This window comes from Erwinia rhapontici, from assembly GCF_020683125.1.
GTDB classification, from domain to species: domain Bacteria; phylum Pseudomonadota; class Gammaproteobacteria; order Enterobacterales; family Enterobacteriaceae; genus Erwinia; species Erwinia rhapontici.
This window is the reverse complement of sequence record NZ_CP085627.1, coordinates 3,887,970-3,914,470: the sequence shown is the minus strand read 5'-3', so window position 1 is coordinate 3,914,470 and position 26,501 is coordinate 3,887,970. Positions and strand designations below refer to the sequence as shown.

Here is a 26,501-nt window from a genome sequence, read left to right as displayed (position 1 = left end):
CCATCACCATGAGCATCATGAATAACGCCGAATCCTCTCCGGAGATCATCGCCATCGTCCCCGCTGCGGGGATCGGTAGCCGTATGCTCTCCGAGTGCCCCAAGCAATATCTCACCATTGGTGAAAAAACCATTCTGGAACACAGCATCGATGCGCTGCTGGCTCATCCGGCTGTCAGCCGGGTGATCGTGGCGCTCAGCCCGCAGGATATCCATTTTCGCCAGTTGCCGGTGGCCGCGGATGTGCGTGTGACGACGGTGGTCGGCGGCGGACTGCGCGCTGATTCGGTACTGGCAGGTTTGCAGGCGGCAAAAGAGGCGCAATGGGTGCTGGTGCATGATGCGGCTCGGCCCTGCCTGCATCTCAGCGATTTGACCCGACTGCTGGCACTGACCGCCACCAGCGAAGTGGGCGGTATTCTTGCCGCCCCGGTGCGCGATACGATGAAACGCGCCATCGGGGGCCGCAGCAATATTGATCATACCGTTGAGCGCGAAGCGCTGTGGCATGCGCTGACACCGCAACTTTTCCCGCAGGCGTTATTGCATGACTGCCTGCTGCGTGCGCTGAATGAAGGCGCCACGATCACGGATGAAGCCTCTGCGCTGGAATATTGTGGCTACCACCCTGAGCTGGTGAGCGGGCGCAGTGATAACCTGAAGGTGACAAGGCCGGAAGACCTGGCGCTGGCGCAATTTTATCTGACCCAAATACAACGTTAGGAGAACACATAATGCGTATCGGTCACGGTTTTGATGTCCATGCCTTCGGTGGCGAAGGCCCGCTGATTATTGGCGGCGTACGAATCCCTTATGAAAAAGGGTTACTGGCGCATTCTGATGGTGATGTTGCCCTGCATGCGCTGACAGATGCACTGCTGGGTGCGGCGGCACTGGGCGATATTGGCAAACTGTTCCCGGACACCGATGAGGCTTATAAAGGCGCGGACAGCCGCGAACTGCTGCGCGAAGCGATGCGCCAGATCGTCAAAAAAGGCTATCGCGTGGGCAACGTCGATGTGACGATTATTGCTCAGGCACCGAAAATGCTGCCCCATGCGCCGCAGATGCGCATCAATATTGCTGAAGATCTCGGGATCCATATGGATGAGGTCAATGTGAAAGCGACCACCACCGAAAGACTCGGTTTTACCGGGCGCGGTGAAGGCATCGCTTGTGAAGCCGTTGCCCTGTTGATGAAGGTGTAACCGATGGATTTAACCCAACAGGGCTGGCTGCACGGTCAGCCGGTTGCCAGCGGTGTGCTGAAGGCTCACGCGGAAGATTTCGTTGTGATCGAAGACCTCGGCTACGCCCCGGACGGTGACGGCGAACAGCTGCTGGTGCGTATTCGCAAAAATGGCTGCAATACCCGTTTTGTTGCCGAAGCGCTGGCAAAGTTTGTTGGCATTCATCCGCGTGACGTCAGTTTTGCCGGGATGAAGGATCGCCATGCGGTGACCGAGCAGTGGTTCTGCCTGCGTGTACCGGGCAAAGTCACTCCGGACCTCAGCGCGTTTGAGCTGACAGGCGTTGAGGTGCTGGAAAGCGCCCGCCATCGCCGCAAGCTGCGTACCGGGGCGTTACAGGGCAATGCCTTTGCGTTGGTACTGCGCCAGATTTCTGACCGTGATGCGGTGGAACAGCGCCTGCAATTGATTGCTCGTGACGGCGTACCCAACTACTTTGGCAGCCAGCGTTTCGGCCATGAGGGTAACAATCTGACGATGGCGCAGCGCTGGGCGGCAGATGAAATCCGCGTGCGTGAGCGCAATAAACGCAGCTTTATTCTGTCGGCTGCCCGCAGCGCCATGTTTAATCAGGTGGTCAGTGACCGTCTGGCGCAGCAGGGCTCACTGTGTAAGGTGCTGCCGGGCGATGCCTTGCAGCTGACCGGGCGCGGCAGTTGGTTTGTGGCTGAGGCTGCGGAGCTGGATACCCTGCAACAGCGCGTTGATGCCAGTGAACTGCGCATTACTGCACCGCTGCCGGGCAGCGGTGAGTGGGGTACGCGTGACGAAGCGCTGGCTTTTGAGCAAAACAGCCTGGCCGGTGAAGCTGCGCTGCTCGCGCTGATGGATCGTGAACGTGTGGATGCCGCACGTCGTGCAATGCTGGTGATCCCGCGCGATCTCCGCTGGAACTGGCTGGATGACGTCACGCTGGAGATGAACTTCTGGCTCCCGGCGGGCAGCTTTGCCACCAGCGTGGTGCGCGAACTGCTGTTGACCCAGGGCAGCGCAGCCGAGGTTGACGAGTAATTCCCCTTGCAGCAGAGCCTGATTCTCAGCAGGCTCTGCTGATTTATCCGCTTAAGTCAGTCGTTCCTTTCACTGTTTTCTCCCCGCTATCTTCTTCTTTTCTGGCGATTTTGCGAGAACCCGTACTTCCGTTACAATGCGCAATAATTTAACAATTTTGTTAATGGGAATACGGATGAACCAACCCCATCTGCCAGTGCCGGATAGCACAACGGCTTTCGTGCCTTTGAAGATTATTGCCAGCGGTGTGGCCCTGCCTCCCGGCTGCGTCACCTCAGCGATGCTCGACGAACGTCTGGGTATGAAACCCGGCTATGTTGAAAAACGCTCGGGTATCGCTCATCGCTTTCATGCCGATCACCTGGCCAGTCAGGCGCAACTGGGCGCCGATGCGCTGGCCGCTGCACTAAGTGCACAACATATCGACCCGGCTTCCATTGATTTGCTCATCTTCGCCTCGGCCATCGCCGTCCAGGCATTGCCATGCAGTGCCATACAGGTGCTCAAGCTGTCGCCTCTGACGCCGGGCACCGCGGTGTTTGATATTAACAGCAGCTGCGTCAGCTTTATTTCGGCGTTGCAGGTGGCGGGGGGATTAGTGAACTGCGGTGCCTATCGGCGCATTGCTATTGTGTCGACTGAGCTGGCGTCACGCGGTATTGACTGGGAGCATGAAGAGTCATCGCTGATCTTCGGCGACGGCGCGGCCTGCGCCATCGTGGAACGCGGTGACGGGCAAAGCGGCATTCTCTCCTGCCTGATGGAGAGCTGGCCGGATGGCAGTGAACTCTGTGAGATCCGTGCCGGAGGCACGCGCTGCAACCCGCGTGCGGGCATGCGCGACAGCGATTTTCTGTTCCATATGCAGGGCAAAAAACTGTTCCGTCAGGCCTCGGGGCTGATCGAAGATTATCTGGCGCGCCTGCTGGCGATGGCCGGATTGACTCTGGCACAGATCGCCACGGTGGTGCCGCATCAGGCCAGCCACCTGTCGCTGGAACATATGCGTAAACGGCTGAACGTCAGCAGTGATGCGCTGGTGGATATTTACCGTTATCGCGGAAACCAGGTGGCGGCATCGATTCCCAGCGCGCTGCATGAAGCGATGGTCACCGATCGTTTCCAAAAAGGCCCGGTGATGCTGATTGGTACCGCCGCCGGGTTAACCCTGGGTGGCATGGTGCTGCTGCCGTGAAGGTTCTGGTCACCGGAGCCACCAGTGGTCTGGGGCGCAACGCCGTTGAGTGGCTGCTGGCGGCCGGGCATCAGGTGCTGGCAACCGGGCGTGATGATGCGGTGGGAGAGATACTGCGGCAGTGCGGGGCGCAGTTTACCGCCCTGGATCTGGCCCGGGCTTCGGCTGCCGATTGCGCTGACCTGGTCGGCGAGGCTGAGGCCGTGTGGCACTGCGCTGCCAAGTCCTCGCCCTGGGGGCCGCGTGACGATTTCTGGCAGGCCAATGTTACGGCCACTGAGCGTCTGACGGCTGCCGCCGGGCAGCGGGGCGTTCGGCGTTTTATTCATATCTCCACGCCCTCAATCTATTTCGATTATTCCCCTCATCACGATATTGATGAAACCTTCCGCGCCCGGCGTTTTGCCAATCACTATGCTGCCAGCAAATATGCCGCCGAGCAGGTGGTGTTGCAGCGGGTGGCACAGCATCCTGCCACCACCTTTGTCATGCTGCGTCCGCGTGCGCTGTTTGGTCCACACGATCGGGTGATTGTGCCGCGCCTGCTGGCACAGATTCAGCGTGATAATGGCGTGCTGCGGCTGCCCAACGGCGGGAATACGCTGCTCGATCTGACCTTTGTACTCAACGTGGTGCAGGCAATGTGGCTGGCGACCGATGTACCCGACCTGGCTTCTGGCGCGGTGTATAACGTGACCAATCAGCAGCCGGTAACGCTGGCGGAGGTGTTGCGCCCGTTGCTTAACCAGCAGCTTGGGTTGAACTGCGCGATCCGCTCACTGCCTGCCAGCCTGCTTTACGGTGTGGCGGCATTGATGGAGGGGGCGGCGTTACTGACGCGGCGTGAGCCGTTACTGACCCGCTACAGCGTCGGCGCGGTGAGCCTGGATATGACCCTCAGCCAGCAGCGTGTCATCGATGAACTGGGTTATCGCCCGCATTATTCTATGGATGAGGCGATTGCGCTGACCGGGGCATGGTGGCGGCAGCAGGGAGTGGGTCAGCGTGGCTAAACTGACGACGTTCGAAGCGGGTTACTGCACTCACCGTGGCTGCATGGCACTGCGCGGTGCCGGGCTGCGCGTCTGCCAGTTTCCTGCCCGAGCCTGGTTGCTGGAGGCCAATAACCGTCGCTGGATATGGGATACCGGCTACGCCAGCCACTTTATTGATCACACCCGTCAAGGCATTTTCCGTCTCTATGCACAGCTGACCCCGGTCTATTTCTCGCCAGAGCAGGCGCTGGTGGCGCAGCTCGGCCAGGCCGGATATCAACCTGATGATATCCAGGGGCTGATTATTTCCCATTTCCACGGCGACCATATTGCCGGTCTGCACGATTTTCCGGGCGTTCCAATGATCGCCTCCGGGGAGGGCTGGCAGAAAACCCGCAGCCTGAAAGGTGTGCGCGCGCTGAAAAATGCTTTTGTGCCGGGACTGATCCCGGCCGATTTTGAGTCACGCCTGCATTTTGTTGAGCGCTTCGACGTTGTCGATCTTCCCGCTGAACTTCATCCTTTTGAGCGCGGCTGGCAACTGCCGGACAGCAACGGCGAAATTGTGCTGGTCGCGCTGCCGGGCCATGCTGCCGGGCATCTTGGCGCGTTTATCCTGCAGGATGATGGCTGGACGCTGCTGGCCAGCGATGCCGCCTGGTGCCCGGATAACTACCAGAAATTGCGCGGCCCCTCACGGCTGGCCAGTCTGATTATGGATGACAGCGCCGCCTATTACCGCACGCTCACCCAGCTGCACCAGCTCTGGCGTGGCGGCAAAGTGCGTATTCTGCTGTGTCACGAGGGGGATTTATGATCCCGGTACGTATGCTGTGGCACTACTTCCGTGCGCGGCGGCTGCGGTTTCGCGATCGCGCCGCGCTTGAGCGGTGGCAGGCCAGGCAGTTGCAACGTTTTGCCCGTCAGGTGATGGCGAAAAGTCCGTTCTATGCCCCGTTCTGTCATCTGCCGTTGTCGTCATGGCCGCTGAGTGACAAAGCGCAGATGATGACCCATTTTGATCAGATGAATACCGCCGGGCTGCAGGTCGATACGCTGCTCCAGTGTGCCCTGAAAAGTGAACAAGACCGCGATTTTGCGCCGAAAGTCGGGCGCTTCAGCGTGGGCTTATCGTCCGGCACATCCGGGCGGCGCGGCGTGTTTGTGGTGAGTCCACGGGAGCAGCGCATCTGGGCAGGCGGTATGCTGGCGAAGATGCTGCCACGCGGGCTGCTCTCCGGTGAACGTGTGGCGCTGTTTCTGCGTGCCGATAATCATCTCTATCACAGCGTGAATACCCGCTGGCTGAGCCTGGCGTTCTTTGATCTGTTCGCACCGTTCAGTGAGCATTTGCGTACGCTGCCAGCGTTTGCGCCGACGATTATTGTGGCGCCAGCGCAGGTCTTGCGGGCGCTGGCACTGGCCGTGCAGGGTGGGCAACTTAAACTGAGCGTCAGCCGGGTGATCTCTGTAGCGGAAGTGCTGGAACCGCAGGATCGCCAGCTGCTAGAAACGGTGTTCGGCGATGTGGCCGAGGTCTATCAGGCCACCGAGGGGTTTCTCGCGGCCAGCTGTTCTCATGGGCGCCTGCATCTTAATGAAGAATTTATCCATGTGGAGCCGGAGTGGATTGATGAGCGGCGCTTTACGCCGGTGATTACGGATTTCAGTCGCCGCACTCAGCCCGTGATTCGCTACCGGCTGGACGATGTGCTGGTCGCCGCAAATGAACCTTGCCCTTGCGGGCAGCCGACCCGGGTGTTGGAGGCTATAGAAGGACGTCGCGATGACCAGCTTCTGCTACCTGATATGAAGGGTGACGTGCAGGCCGTCTTTGCCGATGTGTGCAGCCGCGCGATTGCCCGTTCCCTGCCGCTGACCAGTGATTACCGGCTGGTGCAGACGGGGATGCTCGATGTGCAGCTGATTAGCGATGCGGATGAAGCGTCGCTGGTCGCCTGCCAGCAGGCGCTGATTGCGCTGTTCGCACAGCAGGGGATCGCCACGGAGAGACTGTGCTGGCAGCTCAGTGTACAGCCGCTGATGCCGCAGTTTGACCGCAAGCGGCGGCGTATTATTCGCCAAAAAGGAGAAGGCGTATGAATCTGTTACGTCGCTTAGTGGCAATGCTGTTGGGCTGGGGCAGTGTCGGCGTGATCTACACGTTCAGCGATCGCTGGCAGGGGCCCGGCACGGTGATGCACCCCGGTTTCGTTGACCGGATGATTCCGTTCAGTGCCGATGGCATCTGGCTCTACCTCTCTTTTTTCCTGCTGATCCCCGCGGGTTATCTGTTCTGCCGTCCGGAGAAACTGCGCTGGTTAACGGGCTCAATGATCCTCACCGCGCTGGTATGCGGTGCGGTGTATTTGCTGTGGCCCACCACGCTGGTCTATCCCATCGATCACGGTCAGGGGCTGAGTTCGCATCTGCTGGCGCAGCTGGTGGCCGCCGACTCAACACAGAACTGTTTGCCCTCGCTGCATATGGCGCTGTCGCTGTTGGCGGTCTGGGCGCTGTATCAGCCTGAACAACGCTGGCGCAGCGGGCTATTGTTATTGTGGGGGGCGCTGATCGCGGTATCGATTCTGCAACTGCGCCGCCACCTGTTTATTGACCTGGTCAGCGGTGCGCTGGTGGCGCTGGTCTGCGGCTGGATCTGCCTGCGGGCAGCACAGACGTTTCCTTATTCATGGAGAGAGCGGCAATGAGTGATCTGGTCGTGCCGATTGTGGCGATGGTCTTGCTGGTAATGGCCGAGGCGCTGGTGCTGAACCGTCAGGATAAGCAGCGGGTCAACTGGCATGATGTGGTGTTTAACCTCAACTCCGGCCATATCATGCTGTGGCTGTTTCGTGGCCTTGAGGTGACCTGTTACGGCTATGTGGCGCTGCACTTCAGCCAGCACTGGCTGGATGTGCTGCCGACCTGGGGACTGTGGCTGTTTGCGCTGCTGGCCTGGGATTTTGCCTTTTACTGGCTGCACCGCCTGCATCATCGTTTCAGTCTGCTGTGGGCCGTGCACGTCGTCCATCACCAGGGCGAGCACTTTAATCTGTCGCTGGGGGTGCGTAACTCCTGGTACTCTTCACTGACCTCGATTCCCTTTTTCCTGCTGCTGGCGATAGCCGGTGTGCCGCTGTCGGTGTTTATCACCGTATCGATTTTCCACTACAGCGTGCAGTTGTTTAACCACAACGCGCTGACGCCGAAGCTGGGCTGGCTGGAATATATTCTGGTGACGCCGAATCATCACCGTGTCCATCACGTTTGCGATCGCGCTTATTCCGATAAGAACTTTGGCGGCAGCTTTATTTTCTGGGACAAAATGTTTGGGACGTTTGCCCGCCTGCCAGAAACAGAGTATCGCTTCGGCACCGGTGGGGAGCGCTCATCCCGTAACCCGTTCTGGGCCAGTAACCGGCCATTTTTCCGGCTGCTTAAACTGCCATTTTCTCCGGCGAAAAGCGCGGCCACGTTTCATTGCCGCGCCCGCGCACTGACCAGCGGTATGCTGCTGTTATTTGTGCTGGTGGCGAGTTATGTCTGGATATATGGCTACGGCTATCAAAATATCGGCCGGGAGCAGGTGGCGCTGTTTGTGTTACTGGCGCTCGGGGCGGTGGCATTAGGTGGGTTGTCGGAAGGACGGCGCTGGAGCCCGCTGCTGTGGCTGGTGGTGGGGCTGGCGTATCCGGCGTGGTTTATCCTGTGCCGCGAGTCGGTTGAGATCTGGCTGGCTGGCGCACTGCTGGTGATGCTGCACAGCATCGCACTGGCGGCGGGGTGGGGGCGTCAGGTGCTGATCCCGGAGGCAGAACATGGCTGATTCACTGCCACCGCTGCGTTATCCTCCGGACGGCGAACAGGCATTCCACCAGGCGTTGCAGCGTGCAGCGCATCAGTATCTTTCCGCATCCAAAGATCATCGTTTCGCCGGGCGCGGGGACTGGCTGAAAGCAGGGGTGTTACTGATACTTTGTGTCTCCTGCTATGGGCTGAGCCTGCTTCAGTCCAGCAGCGGTGGATTTGTTCTCTGCTATCTCCTGTTTATGCTGATGGCAATGCTGCTTAATATTGTGGTTAACCATGATGCCAGCCACGGTGTCTTCAGCCGTTCGCCGCGTGTTAATCGTCTTATCAGCCGCCTGGTGACGTTGCCGCTGGGGCTGGACCCGGATTACTGGCGCGTGCGCCATGTCCATTTTCATCATGTTTACGCCAATATCGAACATTACGATCTCGATACCGAAGAGAACGGTTTCTTCCGGCAAACCCCGTATCAGCGTTGGCGACCGTGGATGCGCTGGCAGCATCTTTACTGGCCACTGGTGGCCGCACTGTCGCTGCCGTATCTGGCCTGGGTGTTTGACTGGGCCGACCGCTGTGGAAAAACGCCGCTGGCGGAAAGGCGTGTGATGCCGGGTGTCCGCGGCTGGCTATTGTTTTGCGGCAGTAAAGTCTTGCATCTGCTGCTGGTTCTCGCTGTACCGCTGTGGGCTGCAGAACAGAATGGCATCGCGATGTCCGTGGTGCTGGGTGCCTGGCTGTGTAGCCAGATGGTAGCTTCTTTGCTGGTGGTATTCCTGCTGCTGGGCACCCACTGGGCTGAGGCGGAGTTTTTCGAGGTCGGGCCTGACGGGAAGCTGCCGCAAGGCTGGTATCGCCATAACTTCGCCACCGCCTGCGACTGGCTGCCTTCGCCTGCCTGGATCGGGCATTTCACTGGCGGGCTAAATATGCACCTGACGCACCATCTGTTTCCCGGATGGCATCACCGGCATTATCCGGCACTGGCGGAGAGACTTGCCCGGCTTGCCAGCGAACACGGCATGAATTACCGCTGTATCAGTTATCGCGAACTGCTGCGGCGTCAGCAGACATTTTTACGCCGGATGGGACAGCCGGAGGAGGTTGCATGAACCCGCCACCGCTGCGTTTTTCCCGTGAAAATCTGCAATTTCACCGCGAGTTGACGCGAGCCACTCAGGCGTGGCTCGATCAGCACGGCGACCACCGTTTTGCCAACGGGGCGATGATCGCCAAAGCGGTGCTGCTGGCCTTACTGGCTGCCGGTTGCGGCTGGCTTGGCCTGCAGCAGACTCACTGGACGGGCTGGGCGGCTTGCCAGGCCGGGGTCAGTTTCTTTGCCATGCTGCTGACGATCAACGTGGTACATGATGCCTCGCATCAGGCTTTTTTCAGGTCAAAATCGGCCAATCGCTGGCTGAATGTGCTGGCTACCATTCCGCTGGGGCTGGACCCGGAGTGCTGGCGTGTGCGCCATGTGCTGATGCATCACACCGGAAATAATGTCATCGGGTATGACCCGGATATGGAAGAGAATGGCATTCTTCGCCAGTCGCGTTTTCAGCGCCTGCGCCCGCTAATGCGCTATCAGCGCTATTACTGGCCGCTGGTGGCTGCTCTGACGTTTCCCTATTATATCTGGCTGTTTGACTGGCTGGATCGCGCCGGGCAGACACGCGTAGGGGCGAAAATGCGCTTGCAGGGTATTAAAGGCTGGGCGGCTTTTTTACTGGTAAAAGTGGGCCATTTTTTACTGGTGCTGGCGCTGCCCTTATGGCTGTTGCCGCCTTCATTAGGCATCGGCACAATCGTGCTGGTTTATCTTTCCTGTCAGATGCTGGCATCGCTGGTTTTTGTCATGCTGATTATCGGTACTCACTGGGCGAAAGGAAACAGCTACCAGCCCACCGAACAGGGGAAATTGCCCCACAGCCGCTACAGTCACTTGTTTGCGACAACCTGCGACTGGACGACGCGGCCGCACTGGCTGGGTTACTGGTTGGGCGGAATGAATCTGCACTTAACGCATCATCTGTTCCCCCACTGGAACCATCGTCACTACCCGATGCTGGCGGGGATCATTGCGCAGATCGCCGCACGTTATGGTTATGATTATCAGTGCCTGACGCTCACTCAACTGATGAGTTCGCAGCAACGTTTTTTACAGGAACTGGGGGAAGACAAGGCCGAAAGCTGATCGGCCCGCCCTGCGATGGCTCACTGGCATCCTTTATTTACCAGATATTTACACCTACCACTCCCTGGCGCATCCAGCTAAAATGTTTTCAGCCGCATCCGACGCCCCGGGAACACGAGTCAGTTTTCGGGGGAGGGTGAACAAAATTTATCAACAGGTTAGGTCTCAATGCGCATTTTACTGAGTAACGATGACGGTATCCATGCGCCAGGCATACAGACGCTGGCAAAAGCGCTGCGTGAGTTTGCTGAGGTGCAGGTTGTCGCGCCCGATCGTAATCGTAGTGGAGCGTCGAACTCGCTGACGCTGGAAACCCCTCTGCGTACCTTTAACTATCCTAACGGGGATATTGCGGTGCAGATGGGCACGCCGACTGACTGCGTCTACCTCGGGGTGAATACCCTGATGCGTCCTAAGCCGGATATCGTGGTGTCAGGAATCAATGCGGGCCCCAATCTGGGCGATGATGTGATTTATTCAGGCACGGTAGCCGCTGCGATGGAAGGACGTCATCTGGGCCTGCCTGCGCTGGCGGTCTCCCTTGACGGGCATGTGCATTACGACACCGCCGCTGCCGTCACCTGTTCAATCCTGAAAGCGTTACTGCGCGAGCCACTGCGCACCGGGCGTATTTTGAATATTAATGTGCCAGATTTGCCGCTCGATCAAATCAAAGGGATTCGCGTCACCCGTTGTGGCAGCCGCCATCCCAGCGATCAGGCCATCCCACAGCAGGACCCGCGCGGTAATACGATGTACTGGATTGGGCCGCCGGGTGAAAAGCTTGATGCCGGCCCGGACACGGATTTTGCCGCTGTTGATGAGGGTTATGTCTCGGTGACCGCACTGCATGTTGACCTGACTGCTCATGCCGCGCAGGAGGTCGTCTCTTCCTGGTTAGCCAATGTTGAGGTCAATCGCGAATGGTGAGTGGGCGGATAGATACACTGTTGGCACAATTGCGGCAACAGGGTATTGATGATGAACGGCTGCTGAAAGCCATTGAAGATGTGCCGCGTGAACGCTTTGTTGATGAGGCTTTTGAACATAAAGCCTGGGAAAATACAGCGTTGCCGATAGGGTCAGGGCAGACGATTTCCCAGCCTTACATGGTCGCAAAAATGACGTCCCTGCTGGCCCTGACGCCGGAGTCACGCGTGCTGGAAATCGGCACGGGCTCCGGTTATCAGACCGCCATTCTGGCCAATCTGGTGGAACATGTTTTCTCCGTCGAGCGGATTAAAGGTTTGCAGTGGCAGGCCAAGCGCCGCCTGAAGCAGCTGGATCTGCATAATGTCTCTACCCGTCATGGTGATGGCTGGCTTGGCTGGCCGTCGCGTGGGCCGTTTGATGCAATTATTGTCACGGCAGCACCGCCCGAAATTCCTGAAGCATTGATGTCGCAGCTTGATGAGGGCGGTATCATGGTGTTGCCTGTGGGGGAAGAGCAGCAGGTTTTGCAGCGCATTCGCCGTAAAGGTGACGAATTTATCATCGATACCGTGGAGGCCGTCCGTTTTGTCCCACTGGTAAAAGGTGATCTTGCCTGATATCCGCAACAACCAGGATATTTCTATACAACTGTTTCATGGCACGCAGTCATTGATATTGCTAGTATCTGACTAAATTTGCGCATGCGGGCTTAATGCCGTCGGTCGTGCAGCTGTTATGTTGTTTATATTTTTTTCGTCAAAGCATTGCCGTAATGGGGGATTGAATGAGCACGGGAAGCCCAGTATTTAAGTTACGCCGTCTTGCGGCCGTTTCATTGGTAGGATTTTGGCTGGCAGGTTGTACCAGCAGCGATAACGCGCAGGCCCCCATCAGCTCTGTTGGCGGAAATGACTCCGGCATGATGAGCAGCAATTCTGGCAACCCGGGCATGAACAGCAGCTCCGGTGGCAGCAACGGCGGGTTTATCCGCCCGGCTCGCCCTCCGGCGTCGGGTGGGGGAATGATTTCCTCCTCTTCTGCCAGCGCGAGCCAGAATCAGAATGTGGTTACCGAAAACGGTCGAATTGTGTACAACCGTAGTTATGGGAATATTCCTAAAGGTAGTTATGGCGGCGATACCTACACCGTAAAACGGGGTGATACGCTGTTCTATATTGCCTGGATTACCGGTAACGATTTCCGTGATCTTGCCCAGCGCAATAACGTTGCCGCGCCTTATGGGCTCAACGTTGGCCAGCAATTACAGGTAGCTAACGGCTCTGGTACCCCAATCACTGGGGGCAACGCAGTCACGGCAGCAGATGCGAATGCGGGTGGCGTGACCACGGCCTCTTCCGGTTCACAAATGAACACCGGAACGGTTGCACACCAACCGGTAATTACGTATTCTGAGGATTCAGGTACACCAAGTGAAGGCAAAATGTTGCCTTCGTCCGGGCAAACTGCTGCAACGACAACAGTTCCGGTTACCGCCCCGACCGTCAGTAGTACAACAGACAGCGCAACCCCTGTGGGAAGCTGGCGTTGGCCGACAGACGGTAAGATCATCGATAACTTCTCTGCTTCCGAAGGGGGCAATAAAGGCATCGATATCGCGGGTTCGCGCGGTCAGTCCGTCATCTCCACCGCCTCTGGCCGCGTGGTTTATGCCGGTAACGCTCTGCGTGGCTACGGTAATTTGATTATCATCAAACATAATGATGACTACCTGAGTGCGTATGCCCACAACGATTCCATGCTGGTCCGTGAACAACAAGAAGTGAAAGCGGGTCAGAAGATCGCCACAATGGGTAGTACCGGCACGAGTTCGGTTAGATTGCACTTTGAAATTCGTTACAAGGGGAAATCCGTAAATCCGTTGCGCTATTTACCGCAACGTTAATCCGGCAGAACCTGGTGTTCTGCCCTGAGATCACGGGTAGGAGCCGCTTATGAGCCAGAATACGCTGAAAGTTAACGAGTTAAATGAAGACGCGGAATTCGACGAAAACGGAGCTGAGGTTTTTGACGAGAAGGCACTTGTCGGAAATGAACCTGGTGATAACGACTTAGCAGAAGAAGAGCTGTTATCACAGGGCGCAACCCAGCGCGTACTGGATGCAACGCAGCTCTACTTAGGAGAGATTGGTTATTCTCCGTTGCTTACGGCAGAGGAAGAAGTGTTCTTCGCTCGTCGTGCACTCCGTGGTGACATTCCTTCTCGTCGTCGCATGATCGAAAGTAACCTGCGTCTGGTGGTGAAGATCGCCCGTCGCTACAGCAATCGTGGTCTGGCACTGCTGGACTTGATTGAAGAAGGTAACCTCGGTCTGATCCGCGCCGTAGAGAAGTTTGACCCGGAAAGAGGCTTCCGCTTCTCAACGTATGCCACATGGTGGATTCGTCAGACGATTGAACGGGCGATAATGAATCAAACCCGTACTATCCGCCTGCCGATTCATATCGTGAAAGAATTGAATGTTTATCTGCGTACCGCGCGTGAACTTTCCCATAAGCTCGACCATGAGCCAAGTGCGGAAGAGATTGCCGAGAAGTTAGATAAACCTGTTGATGATGTCAGCCGGATGCTGCGTCTCAACGAACGCATTACCTCAGTTGATACGCCTCTGGGCGGTGATTCTGAAAAAGCGCTGCTGGACATCCTGGCCGATGAGAAAGAGAACGGCCCGGAAGACACCACGCAGGACGATGATATGAAACAAAGCATCGTTAAATGGTTGTTCGAACTGAACGCCAAGCAGCGTGAAGTGCTGGCACGTCGTTTCGGCCTGTTGGGCTATGAAGCGGCAACACTGGAAGATGTGGGTCGTGAAATTGGGTTGACCCGCGAGCGTGTACGCCAGATTCAGGTTGAAGGTTTACGCCGCCTGCGTGAGATCCTGCAGGCTCAGGGGCTGAACATTGAAGCCCTGTTTCGTGAATAATTAAGCGGGACAGGTTGCGCAACCGCCTGATGAATAAAGTAATGTGAGAAACGGTGACTTCGGTCACCGTTTTTTTTTGCCTACAGGTTATCTCACACCTCTCCGCATTGAAGTGCCCAGACGGCGGCCTCGACGCGGGATTTCATATTCAGTTTTTTCAACAGATGTTTGACATGCACCTTCACAGTACTTTCACTGATCCCCAGTCTGCGGGCAATCAGCTTATTACTCATGCCCTGGGCGATTAACCGGAGAACATCGCGCTCGCGTGTGGTGAAGTCCGGTTTTTCGGCCAGTGGTGGGGCACGTTGCTGGCGAAGACTGGCGGCCAGCAAAGAGGGCAGGGTATGACTCAATACCAGCTCCCCGGCAGCAGCCCGATGCAGGCACTCCAACAGGCTTTCAGGCTCCATATCTTTCAACAGGTAGCCATCAGCCCCACGTTTCAATGCATTGATCACATCATCTTCATAATCTGACACGCTGAAAACCACAATGTGACCGCAGGCATCAATAGCCCGCAGCTGTTCCAGTGTGTCCAGACCATTCATGCCGGGCATATTCAGATCGAGCAGGATCAAATCCGCTTCAAGCTGTTCTGCCAGCGCCACACCATCCGCCCCGTTACTGGCTTCCCCTACTACGCACAGACGTGAATCGAGACCGATAAGTTGCTTAAGCCCGTTACGGATCATCGGATGATCGTCGATCAATAATACACTGGCGGGTTTGTTGGAGAGCAATTGCGTAAGCTGGGTTGTCATCCTGTCTTCCTGCTGGTGGCCGATTCGCGGAATGCTATCTCTTCAGATGAAGTGGCAGCGGAGGATTGTCACCGATTGGCCCTTCTATTCCCATACCTATTTTGTGGTAATACTAAATATCTGTATTTTGATGGTTCAGCAAATAAAACAATATAGTGATATTAACTAACTGATTATATTCATCTTAATATCCTACCCCCTCCACATTAACCGACATACTCCCTCTGCATGGGCATGTTCTCACCTGCAACCTGATTGATACACGTCAATTTAAACAATGCCTGAGATGCCCAGGATAGGCTGATAAATACACAGTCAGTGAGAAAATTATGTCGAAAATTAACGCATCGCCAGGGACGGAAAATCGTGCGCTTATTCAGGACTGGCAGCCTGAGAACGTCGTTTTCTGGCAACAAACTGGTAAACGGATTGCCAGCCGCAATTTGTGGATTTCTGTGTTCTGCCTGTTACTCGCCTTCTGCGTCTGGATGCTGTTTAGCACCGTTGCAGTCAATCTCAATAAAGTCGGTTTCAACTTCACTACCGATCAACTGTTCCTGCTGACCGCGCTGCCGTCGGTTTCCGGTGCGCTGCTGCGAGTCCCCTATTCGTTTGTGGTCCCGGTATTTGGTGGCCGTCGCTGGACGGCGTTCAGCACTGCTCTAATGCTGGTGCCCTGCATCTGGCTGGGTTTTGCCGTGCAAAACCCAGCCACGCCCTTTGCCGTATTTGTGGTGATCTCTCTGCTGTGCGGTTTTGCCGGGGCTAACTTCGCTTCCAGCATGGGCAACATCAGCTTCTTCTTCCCGAAGGCCCGTCAGGGTGCCGCGCTGGGCATTAATGGCGGGTTAGGTAACCTGGGTGTCAGCGTGATGCAGTTGTTTGCGCCCATCGCTATCTCGGTAGCCTTGTTTAGCTGGTTTAGCGGCCCGTCTTCTCATGCAGAAAATGGGCTGTGGTTAGAAAATGCGGCCTGGATGTGGGTGCCGTTCTTGCTCATCGCCACGTTCGCCGCCTGGTTTGGTATGAACGATCTGGCTGCGGCGAAAAGTTCTCTGCGCCAGCAACTGCCCGTGCTGAAACGCGGGCATCTGTGGATTCTGTCGCTGTTGTACCTTGCAACGTTCGGATCGTTTATCGGTTTCTCTGCCGGTTTTGCCATGCTGTCCAAAACACAATTCCCCGATGTGGTCATCATGCATTACGCCTTCTTTGGTCCCTTTATTGGGGCACTGGCACGCTCTGCGGGTGGCATCGTCTCCGATCGCCTTGGTGGCGTGCGGGTATCGCTGTTCACCTTCATTCTGATGGCGGTATTTACCGCACTGCTGTTCCTGACGCTTCCGGGTGAAGGCCAGTCAGGTTCATTTATCGCCTTTTATGGCGTGTTTATGGTGCTGTTCTTCGCGGCGGGCCTGGGGAGTGGTTCCACCTTCCAGATGATTGCCGTCATCTTCCGCAAAATCACCATTGATCGGGTTAAGGCAGCAGGCGGAAGCGATGAAGCCGCCCAGCACGAAGCCGTTACCGATACCAGTGCCGCACTCGGTTTTATCTCGGCAATTGGCGCACTGGGTGGGTTCTTTATCCCGCAAACTTTCGGAATGTCACTGTCACTCAGCGGTTCACCCGCCGGAGCGATGAAGGTGTTCCTGGTGTTTTATCTGATCTGTATCGCGATTACCTGGCTGGTTTACGGCCGTAAAAAAACGAAATAAACGCGAGCATCCTTTTAGTGTTTTTGGAGCATGTCGAATGAGCAAGTTTCTTGATCGGTTACGTTATTTTAAACAGTTGGGTGAGCCGTTCTCCGGCCAGCACGGGCAAACACTGAACACCAACCGTGACTGGGAGGATGGTTACCGCAGCCGCTGGCAGCATGACAAAATCGTCCGCTCTACTCACGGTGTGAACTGCACCGGTTCGTGCAGCTGGAAGATCTATGTCAAAAATGGTCTGGTGACCTGGGAAACCCAGCAAACGGACTACCCGCGTACCCGACCCGACCTGCCTAACCACGAGCCGCGCGGTTGTCCGCGTGGTGCCAGTTACTCCTGGTATCTGTACAGCGCCAACCGCCTGAAATACCCGCTGGTGCGCAAACGCCTGGTCAGTCTTTGGCGCGCGGCAAAAGCGCAGCACAGTGACCCGGTCCTCGCCTGGCAGTCGATTGTGGAAAATACGGAGCAGGCAAAAAGCTATAAAGAGGCTCGTGGGCGCGGCGGTTTTGTTCGTGCCGACTGGCAAGAAGTGAATGAACTGATTGCCGCCGCCAATATCTATACGGCTAAAGCGTTCGGGCCTGACCGTATTATCGGGTTCTCGCCTATTCCGGCGATGTCGATGGTGTCCTATGCGGCCGGTTCACGCTATCTCTCACTGATTGGCGGCATCTGTCTGAGCTTTTATGACTGGTACTGCGACCTGCCACCAGCATCACCCATGACGTGGGGTGAGCAGACCGATGTTCCCGAGTCGGCTGACTGGTATAACTCTGCGTATATTCTTGCCTGGGGCAGTAACGTGCCGCAGACGCGAACCCCGGATGCACACTTCTTTACCGAAGTCCGCTATAAAGGCACCAAAACCGTTGCGATCACCCCGGACTACGCCGAAATTGCCAAGCTGTGCGATCACTGGTTGAGCCCGAAGCAGGGTACTGACAGCGCGCTGGCGCTGGCGTTCGGTCATGTGATCCTGACCGAGTTCCACCAGCAGCGTGAGGTGGAGTATTTCCGCAACTATGTGCGCCAGTACAGCGATATGCCGATGCTGGTGCTGCTGGAGCAGCGCGAAGGTGGCTATTACGCAGCCGGACGTATGCTGCGCGCCAGCGATCTGGTGGACGGGTTGGGGCAGGAGAATAACCCGCAGTGGAAAACCATCGCCATTAACCAGAAAAACGGTGAGCTGGTGGCCCCGCAGGGGTCAATTGGTTTCCGCTGGGGTGAGAAAGGCAAATGGAACCTTGAGCAGCGTGAAGGTAAAAACCAGCAGGAAGTGGAGCTGCAACTGAGCCTGCTGGGCCAGTATGACGAGCTGGTCGATGTCGGCTTCCCTTACTTTGGTGCAATAGATAACCCGAATTTCAACCGCGTGCAGTTGGATGAAATTCTGCTGCACAGGCTGCCGGTAAAACGGCTGCAACTGGCCGATGGATCGAGTGCCCTTGTCACCAGCGTGTATGATCTGACGCTGGCAAACTACGGCGTAGATCGCGGGCTGGATGATGCTAACTGTGCCGCCAGCTATGACGAAGTGAAAGCATATTCCCCGGCCTGGGCAGAACAGATCACTGGCGTATCCCGCCAGAATATTGTGCGTATAGCGCGTGAATTTGCAGAAACCGCCGAAAAAACCCGTGGACGTTCGATGATTATCGTTGGTGCCGGCCTGAACCACTGGTATCACATGGACATGAACTACCGGGGTTTGATCAATATGCTGGTGTTCTGTGGCTGCGTGGGGCAGAGCGGCGGCGGTTGGGCGCACTATGTTGGTCAGGAGAAGCTCCGTCCGCAAACGGGCTGGTTGCCGCTGGCCTTCGGCCTTGACTGGCAGCGTCCACCGCGCCAGATGAACGGCACCTCATTCTTCTACAACCACTCCAGCCAGTGGCGCTATGAAACATTGCGCACTGATGAGTTGCTGTCACCGCTGGCCGATAAATCGCGCTACGGCGGCAGCCTGATTGACTTTAACGTGCGTTCCGAACGCATGGGCTGGCTGCCTTCCGCCCCGCAATTAAATACCAATCCGCTGCGCCTTGCTGCGCAGGCACAGGCTGCAGGTAAAACACCGCTGGATTTCACCGTCGACGGTTTGAAAGAGGGCAGCCTGCGCTTTGCCGCTGAACAGCCAGATAATGAGCAGAATTTCCCGCGTAACCTGTTTGTCTGGCGATCCAACCTGCTGGGGTCATCCGGTAAGGGGCATGAGTACCTGCTGAAATATCTGCTGGGGACGGAAAATGGTATTCAGGGGACCGACCTGGGTGCGCAGGGGGCTGTCAAACCGCAGGAGGTTGAGTGGCAGGATAATCCGGGCACAGGAAAACTCGATCTGGTGGTGACCCTCGATTTCCGTATGTCCAGCACCTGCCTCTATTCCGATATTGTTCTGCCAACCGCCACCTGGTATGAAAAAGACGATATGAATACTTCGGATATGCATCCGTTTATTCATCCCCTGTCGGCGGCGGTCGATCCGGCCTGGGAATCCCGCAGTGACTGGGAGATCTACAAAGGCATTGCCAAAACTTTCTCTGAACTTTGCATCGGTCATCTGGGTAAAGAAACCGATGTGGTGCTCCAACCGATTCAGCATGACTCGGCTGCGGAACTGGCGCAGCCGTTGGGGGTACAGGACTGGCACCGGGGCGAGTGCGATCTGATCCCTGGGAAAACCGCACCCCATATTGTCACCGTCGAGCGCGACTATCCGGCGACCTGGGAACGCTTTACCTCGCTGGGCCCGCTGTTGGATACGCTGGGCAATGGCGGTAAAGGCATCAGTTGGAATACCCAGACGGAAGTCGATTTCCTGAAAAAACTCAACTACGTCAAGGCAGAAGGCCCGGCAGCCGGCCGTCCGAACATCAACAGCGCGATTGATGCTGCCGAGGTCATCCTGTCGCTGGCACCGGAAACCAATGGTCAGGTCGCGGTAAAAGCCTGGCAGGCACTGGGCGAGTTTACCGGACGCGATCACACCCATCTGGCGCTGAATAAAGAAGATGAAAAGATCCGCTTCCGCGATATTCAGGCGCAGCCGCGCAAAATTATCTCCAGCCCGACCTGGTCAGGCCTGGAAGATGAACACGTCTCTTATAACGCTGGCTATACCAACGTCCATGAACTGATCCCGTGGCGTACCCTAAGTGGCCGCCAGCAGCTGTATCAGGATCATCAGTGGATGCGTGACTTTGGTGAAAGCCTGCTGGTCTATCGTCCGCCGATTGATACCCGCACGGTGCAGCCGCTGCTGAACAAAAAGCCGAACGGTAACCCGGAAAGAGCGCTGAACTTCCTGACGCCGCACCAGAAATGGGGCATTCACTCCACTTACAGCGACAACCTGTTGATGCTGACGCTGTCTCGCGGCGGGCCGATTGTCTGGATGAGTGAGGAGGATGCGCAGGCGCTGGGGATCGTCGATAACGACTGGATCGAGGCGTTTAACGCCAACGGTGCACTGACCGCCCGTGCGGTTGTCAGCCAGCGCGTCCCGGCGGGCATGACCATGATGTATCACGCTCAGGAACGCATCGTGAATATTCCCGGGTCGGAGATCACCAGCCAGCGCGGTGGTATCCATAACTCCGTCACGCGCGTGTGCCCTAAACCGACTCATATGATTGGTGGCTATGCGCAACTGGCTTACAGCTTTAACTATTACGGCACCGTCGGTTCCAACCGGGACGAGTTCGTGATTGTGAGAAAAATGAATCAGATTAACTGGTTAGATGGTGAAGGCAACGATGATTGCCAGGGTAGTCAGCAGGAGGCAGGCCAATGAAAATTCGTTCTCAGGTCGGGATGGTGCTCAATCTCGACAAATGTATTGGCTGTCACACCTGTTCGGTGACCTGTAAAAACGTCTGGACCAGCCGTGAAGGTATGGAATATGCCTGGTTCAATAACGTTGAAAGCAAACCGGGTGTGGGCTTCCCTCATGCCTGGGAGGATCAGGAAAAATGGAAGGGGGGGTGGATCCGTAAGATCAACGGCAGGCTGGTGCCACGTATGGGAAACCGTGTGGGCGTGCTAGCGAAAATCTTTGCCAACCCCGATGTCCCCGGGCTGGATGATTATTACGAGCCGTTCGACTTTGATTATCAGCATCTGCACAACGCCCCTGCCGGGAAACATCAGCCGATTGCTCGCCCGCGATCGCTGATCACCGGCAAACGCATGAAGAAGATCGAAAATGGCCCGAACTGGGAGGAGATCCTCGGCGGCGAATTTTCAAAACGCTCACAGGATAAAAACTTCGACAACATGCAGAAGGAGATGTACGGACAGTTCGAAAACACCTTCATGATGTATCTGCCACGATTGTGTGAGCACTGTCTGAATCCGACCTGTGTGGCAACCTGTCCGAGTGGAGCGATCTATAAGCGTGAGGAAGATGGCATCGTGCTGATCGACCAGGATAAGTGTCGCGGCTGGCGCATGTGCATTACCGGCTGCCCTTACAAAAAGATCTACTTCAACTGGAAAAGTGGCAAGTCGGAAAAATGCATTTTCTGCTATCCGCGTATCGAATCCGGCCAGCCGACCGTGTGCTCGGAAACCTGCGTAGGCCGTATTCGCTATCTCGGTGTGCTGCTGTATGACGCTGACCGTATTGAGCAGGCTGCGGCGGTAGAGAACGAAAAAGATCTCTATCAAAGTCAGCTGGATGTGTTTCTCGATCCCCACGATCCGGCCGTGATTGCCCAGGCGCTAAAAGACGGTGTGCCGCAGAGCGTGATCGATGCGGCGCAACAGTCTCCGGTGTACAAAATGGCGATGGACTGGAAGCTGGCGCTGCCGCTGCATCCTGAATATCGCACGTTACCGATGGTGTGGTACGTCCCGCCGCTGTCACCGATTCAGTCGGTATCGGATGCCGGAATGCTGGCGCACAGCGGTGTACTGCCGGACGTGGAGAGCCTGCGTATTCCGGTGCAGTACCTCGCTAATCTGCTGACGGCCCGAGACACTGCACCGGTACTGCAGGCACTCAATCGCCTGATGGCGATGCGTCACTACAAGCGCGCAGAAACCGTTGACGGCGTTCATGATGTCCGTGCGCTGGAGCAGGTGGGTCTGACGGAAGCACAGGCGCAGGAAATGTATCGCTATCTGGCGATTGCCAACTACGAAGACCGCTTTGTCATCCCGAGCAGTCATCGCGAAATGGCGCGTGAGGCGTTCCCGGAAAGCAAAGGTTGCGGTTTTAGTTTTGGTGATGGCTGCCACGGCAGTGACGTTAAATTTAACCTGTTTAACAGCCGCCGTATTGATGCGATCGATGTATCGAAGAAAACCCCTTATGACGCGGAGAACAAATCATGATCGCTCTGCGTATTATTGCCCGTTTGCTTGATTACCCACAGCAGGACTTTCTCGACCACCAGGATGAGGTGCTTGCCGCCCTGGCACAGGCGGAAGAACTGGATGCTGAGCAGCAGAAGTTGTTGGTCAGTCTGATCCAGAAATCAGCCTCCCGGCCACTGCTGGACAGGCAGGCAGAGTACTGCGAGCTGTTTGATCGTGGCCGGGCGACATCGCTGCTGCTGTTTGAACATGTGCACGGCGAATCGCGCGATCGCGGCCAGGCAATGGTGGATCTGTTGGCGCAATACCGTGCTGATGGACTGGAGCTGAATGCGAAAGAGTTACCGGACTTTTTACCGCTGTACCTGGAATATCTGGCGCAAGGAGATCGGGCTCGCATCCGGCGAGGCCTTCAGGATGTCGCGCCGATTCTGGCGCTGCTGGCGGCAAGACTGGAGGAGCGACAGAGTGATTTTGCGCCGCTGTTTTCGCTACTGCTGGCGCTGTCTGGCAGCAGTGCGAACCCTGCATTGCTCCAGGAGCAGGTGGCTCAGGAAGCGCGCGATGATACGCCCGCTGCGCTGGATGCCGTATGGGAAGAGGAGCAGGTGGCGTTTATCGCTCAGATGAATCCGGGCGGTAGTGGCTGCGAACCTGCACAGCAACCGCGTTCTTCTGCGGCAGTGATGCCACAGTACCTCGATATTTCAGCGTCAAGCCAGGCGGCGAGAGGAGAGTAAATCATGGCATTTTTAAATCAGTTCTTCTTTGATATTTATCCTTATCTCGCCGGGACCGTATTTCTGGTGGGTAGCTGGCTGCGTTACGACTACGGGCAATACAGCTGGCGCGCAGGCTCCAGCCAGATGTTAAGTAAGAAAGGAATGAGGCTGGCATCGAACCTGTTTCACGTGGGGATTATCGGGATCCTGCTGGGGCATTTCGTGGGCCTGCTGACCCCACACTGGATCTACGAGCCTTTTCTGTCCGCGGCGCATAAACAGTTGCTGGCGATGATTGCGGGCGGGATTTTTGGTGCGATGACGCTGATTGGCGGGGGATTGTTGCTTAAACGCCGTCTGACCGATGCGCGGGTCCGTGCCACCAGTAGTGCTGCTGATATTATGATCATGATGCTGCTGGTGCTGCAGGCGTTTCTGGGGCTGACCACCATTCACTTCTCGGCTCAGCATATGGACGGCAGCGAGATGCTGAAGCTGACAAGCTGGGCGCAGAGTATCGTGACGTTCCAGGGCGGGGCATCACACCATCTTGATGGTGTGGCGGTAATTTTCCGTCTGCATATGGTACTGGGAATGACGCTGTTCTTACTGTTCCCGTTCTGCCGTCTGGTGCATATCTGGAGTGCGCCAGTTGAATACCTTACGCGCCGCTACCAACTGGTGCGTAACCGTCGCTGATGATCTCAGTGCAATTCACCATCCGAGGGCCAGGCATGCCTGGCCCCTACGATATACCTTTGATATTGGCGTAGGGGCGGGCCATGACCCGCTACAACGATATACCTTTGATATTGGCGTAGGGGCGGGCCATGTCCGCTCCTACGATATACCTTTGATATTGGCGTAGGGGCGGGCCATGTCCGCTCCTACGATATACCTTTGATATTAGCGTAGGGGCGGGTCATGACCCGCCCTGGCTGTGTTACACCAGAGACTTCAACCGATAGATCCACTCCAGCGCCTGGCGCGGTGAGAGTGAATCCGGGTCCAGCGCTTCAAGGGCTTCTAATGCCGGTGAAGTCTCCTCCACCAGCAACGGAAGCTGCGATCCGTCGGCTTTCGTCGCTGCCGCGCTGCCTGATAACGCTTCCAGCTCTTTCAGCTTCTGGCGCGCACGTTTAATCACCTCTTTTGGCACACCGGCCAGTGCAGCGACGGCGAGCCCGTAGCTTTTACTGGCTGCTCCCTCCTGCACGCTGTGCATAAAGGCGATGGTATCGCCATGTTCCACGGCATCCAGATGCACGTTCGCCACGCCTTCAATCTGTTCCGGCAGTGTGGTCAGTTCGAAATAGTGAGTGGCAAACAAAGTCATCGCCTTGATGCGGCTGGCCAGACTTTCGGCACAGGCCCAGGCCAGTGACAGACCATCATAGGTTGAGGTTCCGCGCCCAATCTCATCCATCAATACCAGGCTGAATTCGGTGGCGTTATGCAGGATATTGGCGGTTTCCGTCATCTCGACCATAAAGGTTGAACGGCCTGAAGCCAGATCGTCGGCTGCACCGACGCGGGTAAATATACGGTCCACCGGGCCAATCACGGCCTGGGTTGCAGGCACAAAGCTGCCGATGTATGCCATCAGGGTGATCAGCGCCGCCTGACGCATATAGGTACTTTTACCGCCCATGTTAGGCCCGGTTACCACCAGCATGCGACGCTGAGGAGAGAGCGACAGGGGGTTGGCGATAAACGGCTCTTTCAGTACCTGTTCCACCACCGGATGGCGGCCGCCGGTCAGTTTAATTCCCGGCTTATCGGTCAGTGTCGGGCAGCTGTAGTTGAGCGTCCAGGCGCGTTCCGCCAGGTTACTTAACACATCCAGTTCGGCCAGCGCAGCCGCACTGTCCTGCAGGGCTTCCAGATGCGGCAGCAGCATATCGAGCAGCTGGTCGTATAACGCTTTCTCCAGCGACAGCGCCTTCCCTTTGGAGGTCAGCACCTTATCTTCATATTCTTTCAGCTCAGGAATAATGTAGCGTTCGGCATTTTTCAGCGTCTGACGGCGTACATAGTGGATAGGTACCAGATGACTCTGTCCGCGACTGACCTGGATGTAATAGCCGTGAACGCCATTAAAGCCGACCTTCAGCGTATCCAGCCCCAGTTTTTCGCGTTCGCGGATCTCCAGACGATCCAGATAGTCGGTCGCACCGTCTGCCAGCGCACGCCATTCGTCCAGTTCGTCATTGTAGCCGGGGGCAATCACACCGCCATCGCGCACCAGCACAGGCGGTGCCTCAATAATGGCGCGTTCCAGCAGCTCGCGCAGTTCGGTAAATTCACCCATTTGACCACGCAGGGTTTGCAGGTGCGCAATCTCGGTATTTTCCAACTCGCGGTTCAGTAAAGGTAATTGCTGGAAAGCGTGGCGCATACGCGCCAGGTCGCGTGGACGTGCCGTGCGCAGTGCCAGACGCGCCAGAATTCGCTCGAGATCGCCGACCTGACGCAGCAATGGCGTCAGGCCCTCATGGCGATCCTGCAACGCACTGATGCTCTGCTGGCGTTGGCTAATGATCTGGGTATCGCGCACCGGCATATGCAGCCAGCGTTTCAGCATACGGCTGCCCATCGGCGTCACGGTTTTATCCAACACCGAGGCGAGGGTGTTCTCAATGCCCCCCGAGAGGTTCTGAGTGATCTCCAGATTACGGCGGGTGGCGGCATCCATAATAATGCCATCCTGCTGGCGCTCCATCGTCAACGCGCGGATATGCGGCAGCGAGGTGCGCTGAGTATCTTTGACGTACTGCAACAGGCAGCCCGCGGCGCGCAGGGCATGATACGCCTGTTCGACGCCAAAGCCGCTGAGATCGCGGGTGGCGAACTGCAGATTTAGCTGCTGGCGCGCGGTGTCCAGCTCATATTCCCACAGCGGACGACGGCGCAGGCCACGACGGTTTTCAATCAACGCCATCGCGGCGAAGTCTTCCGGGTACAGCAGCTCTGCCGGGTTGGTACGTTGCAGTTCGGCTGCCATGGTTTCAAGATCGGTTGGTTCAGCCAGGCGGAAACGGCCGGAGCTGATATCGAGTGTGGCATAACCAAAGCCGCGCTGGCTTTGCCAGATCGCCGCGAGCAGGTTGTCCTGACGTTCATTCAGCAGGGCTTCGTCGCTGATGGTGCCGGGGGTGACAATGCGCACCACTTTACGCTCAACCGGACCTTTGCTTAACGCCGGATCACCGATCTGTTCGCAAATCGCCACCGATTCGCCCAGCTGTACCAGCTTCGCCAGGTAGTTTTCCAGTGAGTGATAAGGCACGCCCGCCATCGGGATCGGTTCACCGGCCGAGGCACCGCGTTTGGTCAGGGAGATTTCCAGCAGCTGAGAGGCGCGTTTTGCATCGTCATAGAACAGTTCGTAGAAGTCACCCATACGATAGAACAGCAGAATCTCCGGATGGTCAGCCTTGAGGCGAAGATACTGCTGCATCATCGGCGTATGCGAGGATAAATTTTCGGTGTCTTTCATCAGGTGGAATGCTCCAATCCATTGAAAATCCTTGCCATATCAAACAGTATCGATGATGAAGCATCCTGGCAAGGAGATGGCTGATAGGGGTGAAAACCGGGTCTTACGCGCACATGACGGCATGACAGGCATCAGGAT

General features: G+C 56.6%; 22 protein-coding genes. 20 read left to right on the top strand and 2 right to left on the bottom strand.

What is annotated here, in order from left to right; genetic code table 11:
* Positions 1 to 17: 17 nt before the first annotated feature.
* The 15 genes from ispD (at position 18) to rpoS (ending at position 14,335) form a co-directional block, all read left to right on the top strand.
* Complete coding sequence (ispD, locus tag LJN55_RS18105) at positions 18 to 722, top strand: 2-C-methyl-D-erythritol 4-phosphate cytidylyltransferase (protein WP_133846026.1); 705 nt, start codon at positions 18 to 20, stop codon at positions 720 to 722.
* An 11-nt stretch (positions 723 to 733) separates the two neighbouring features.
* The gene (gene ispF / locus LJN55_RS18100; protein ID WP_227534986.1) at positions 734 to 1,207 is read left to right on the top strand and encodes a 2-C-methyl-D-erythritol 2,4-cyclodiphosphate synthase; all 474 of its coding nucleotides are present in this window, start codon (positions 734 to 736) and stop codon (positions 1,205 to 1,207) included.
* Positions 1,208 to 1,210: 3 nt separating this feature from the next.
* Complete coding sequence (gene truD, locus LJN55_RS18095; protein WP_133846024.1) at positions 1,211 to 2,260, top strand: tRNA pseudouridine(13) synthase TruD; 1,050 nt, start codon at positions 1,211 to 1,213, stop codon at positions 2,258 to 2,260.
* Between the two features lie 175 nt (positions 2,261 to 2,435).
* Positions 2,436 to 3,455 (top strand): 3-oxoacyl-[acyl-carrier-protein] synthase III C-terminal domain-containing protein, encoded by a 1,020-nt coding sequence (locus LJN55_RS18090; protein ID WP_227534985.1) that lies wholly within the window; start codon positions 2,436 to 2,438, stop codon positions 3,453 to 3,455.
* On the top strand, positions 3,452 to 4,468 hold the full coding sequence (locus LJN55_RS18085) for an NAD-dependent epimerase/dehydratase family protein (protein ID WP_167863271.1): 1,017 nt from the start codon (positions 3,452 to 3,454) through the stop codon (positions 4,466 to 4,468). Before LJN55_RS18090 ends, LJN55_RS18085 begins: the two co-directional genes overlap by 4 nt.
* A complete protein-coding gene (locus tag LJN55_RS18080) occupies positions 4,461 to 5,267 on the top strand; it encodes an MBL fold metallo-hydrolase (protein WP_133846021.1) in 807 nt (268 codons plus the stop codon). Before LJN55_RS18085 ends, LJN55_RS18080 begins: the two co-directional genes overlap by 8 nt.
* Positions 5,264 to 6,553: a F390 synthetase-related protein gene (locus LJN55_RS18075; protein ID WP_212815663.1), complete on the top strand. Its 1,290-nt coding sequence runs from the start codon at positions 5,264 to 5,266 to the stop codon at positions 6,551 to 6,553. Before LJN55_RS18080 ends, LJN55_RS18075 begins: the two co-directional genes overlap by 4 nt.
* On the top strand, positions 6,550 to 7,161 hold the full coding sequence (locus LJN55_RS18070) for a phosphatase PAP2 family protein (RefSeq protein ID WP_227534984.1): 612 nt from the start codon (positions 6,550 to 6,552) through the stop codon (positions 7,159 to 7,161). The genes LJN55_RS18075 and LJN55_RS18070 overlap by 4 nt, the downstream gene beginning before the upstream one ends.
* A complete protein-coding gene (locus tag LJN55_RS18065) occupies positions 7,158 to 8,279 on the top strand; it encodes a sterol desaturase family protein (RefSeq protein ID WP_212813221.1) in 1,122 nt (373 codons plus the stop codon). The genes LJN55_RS18070 and LJN55_RS18065 overlap by 4 nt, the downstream gene beginning before the upstream one ends.
* Positions 8,272 to 9,372, top strand: coding sequence for an acyl-CoA desaturase (locus tag LJN55_RS18060; RefSeq protein WP_227534981.1), 1,101 nt, complete (start codon positions 8,272 to 8,274; stop codon positions 9,370 to 9,372). The genes LJN55_RS18065 and LJN55_RS18060 overlap by 8 nt, the downstream gene beginning before the upstream one ends.
* The gene (locus LJN55_RS18055) at positions 9,369 to 10,457 is read left to right on the top strand and encodes a fatty acid desaturase family protein (protein ID WP_133846017.1); all 1,089 of its coding nucleotides are present in this window, start codon (positions 9,369 to 9,371) and stop codon (positions 10,455 to 10,457) included. The genes LJN55_RS18060 and LJN55_RS18055 overlap by 4 nt, the downstream gene beginning before the upstream one ends.
* A 168-nt stretch (positions 10,458 to 10,625) precedes the next feature.
* Positions 10,626 to 11,387, top strand: a complete 762-nt coding sequence (gene surE / locus LJN55_RS18050; RefSeq protein WP_133846016.1) for a 5'/3'-nucleotidase SurE — start codon at positions 10,626 to 10,628, stop codon at positions 11,385 to 11,387.
* Positions 11,381 to 12,007, top strand: a complete 627-nt coding sequence (locus LJN55_RS18045) for a protein-L-isoaspartate(D-aspartate) O-methyltransferase (RefSeq protein ID WP_133846015.1) — start codon at positions 11,381 to 11,383, stop codon at positions 12,005 to 12,007. The genes surE and LJN55_RS18045 overlap by 7 nt, the downstream gene beginning before the upstream one ends.
* A 167-nt stretch (positions 12,008 to 12,174) precedes the next feature.
* The gene (gene nlpD, locus LJN55_RS18040) at positions 12,175 to 13,293 is read left to right on the top strand and encodes a murein hydrolase activator NlpD (RefSeq protein WP_227534979.1); all 1,119 of its coding nucleotides are present in this window, start codon (positions 12,175 to 12,177) and stop codon (positions 13,291 to 13,293) included.
* A gap of 49 nt (positions 13,294 to 13,342) precedes the next feature.
* Positions 13,343 to 14,335 (top strand): RNA polymerase sigma factor RpoS, encoded by a 993-nt coding sequence (gene rpoS / locus LJN55_RS18035; RefSeq protein ID WP_133846013.1) that lies wholly within the window; start codon positions 13,343 to 13,345, stop codon positions 14,333 to 14,335.
* A 92-nt stretch (positions 14,336 to 14,427) separates the two neighbouring features.
* On the opposite strand, the gene narL is transcribed toward rpoS, so the two are convergent.
* On the bottom strand, positions 14,428 to 15,099 hold the full coding sequence (narL, locus tag LJN55_RS18030) for a two-component system response regulator NarL (RefSeq protein WP_133846012.1): 672 nt from the start codon (positions 15,097 to 15,099) through the stop codon (positions 14,428 to 14,430).
* A 329-nt stretch (positions 15,100 to 15,428) separates the two neighbouring features.
* On the opposite strand from narL, the gene LJN55_RS18025 reads away from it, so the two are divergent.
* From LJN55_RS18025 to narI, 5 genes are read left to right on the top strand one after another with little or no spacing between them, the layout of a single operon-like run.
* Positions 15,429 to 16,817, top strand: coding sequence for a NarK family nitrate/nitrite MFS transporter (locus tag LJN55_RS18025; RefSeq protein WP_133846011.1), 1,389 nt, complete (start codon positions 15,429 to 15,431; stop codon positions 16,815 to 16,817).
* 37 nt (positions 16,818 to 16,854) lie between these two features.
* Positions 16,855 to 20,616: a nitrate reductase subunit alpha gene (locus tag LJN55_RS18020; protein WP_227534978.1), complete on the top strand. Its 3,762-nt coding sequence runs from the start codon at positions 16,855 to 16,857 to the stop codon at positions 20,614 to 20,616.
* Complete coding sequence (gene narH, locus LJN55_RS18015; RefSeq protein ID WP_227534977.1) at positions 20,613 to 22,160, top strand: nitrate reductase subunit beta; 1,548 nt, start codon at positions 20,613 to 20,615, stop codon at positions 22,158 to 22,160. The genes LJN55_RS18020 and narH overlap by 4 nt, the downstream gene beginning before the upstream one ends.
* Positions 22,157 to 22,882, top strand: a complete 726-nt coding sequence (gene narJ, locus LJN55_RS18010; protein ID WP_227534976.1) for a nitrate reductase molybdenum cofactor assembly chaperone — start codon at positions 22,157 to 22,159, stop codon at positions 22,880 to 22,882. The genes narH and narJ overlap by 4 nt, the downstream gene beginning before the upstream one ends.
* A gap of 3 nt (positions 22,883 to 22,885) precedes the next feature.
* A complete protein-coding gene (gene narI / locus LJN55_RS18005) occupies positions 22,886 to 23,563 on the top strand; it encodes a respiratory nitrate reductase subunit gamma (RefSeq protein ID WP_227534975.1) in 678 nt (225 codons plus the stop codon).
* Positions 23,564 to 23,807: 244 nt separating this feature from the next.
* Here narI and mutS read toward each other — a convergent pair whose 3' ends face one another.
* A complete protein-coding gene (gene mutS, locus LJN55_RS18000) occupies positions 23,808 to 26,363 on the bottom strand; it encodes a DNA mismatch repair protein MutS (protein ID WP_227534974.1) in 2,556 nt (851 codons plus the stop codon).
* Positions 26,364 to 26,501: the final 138 nt, after the last annotated feature.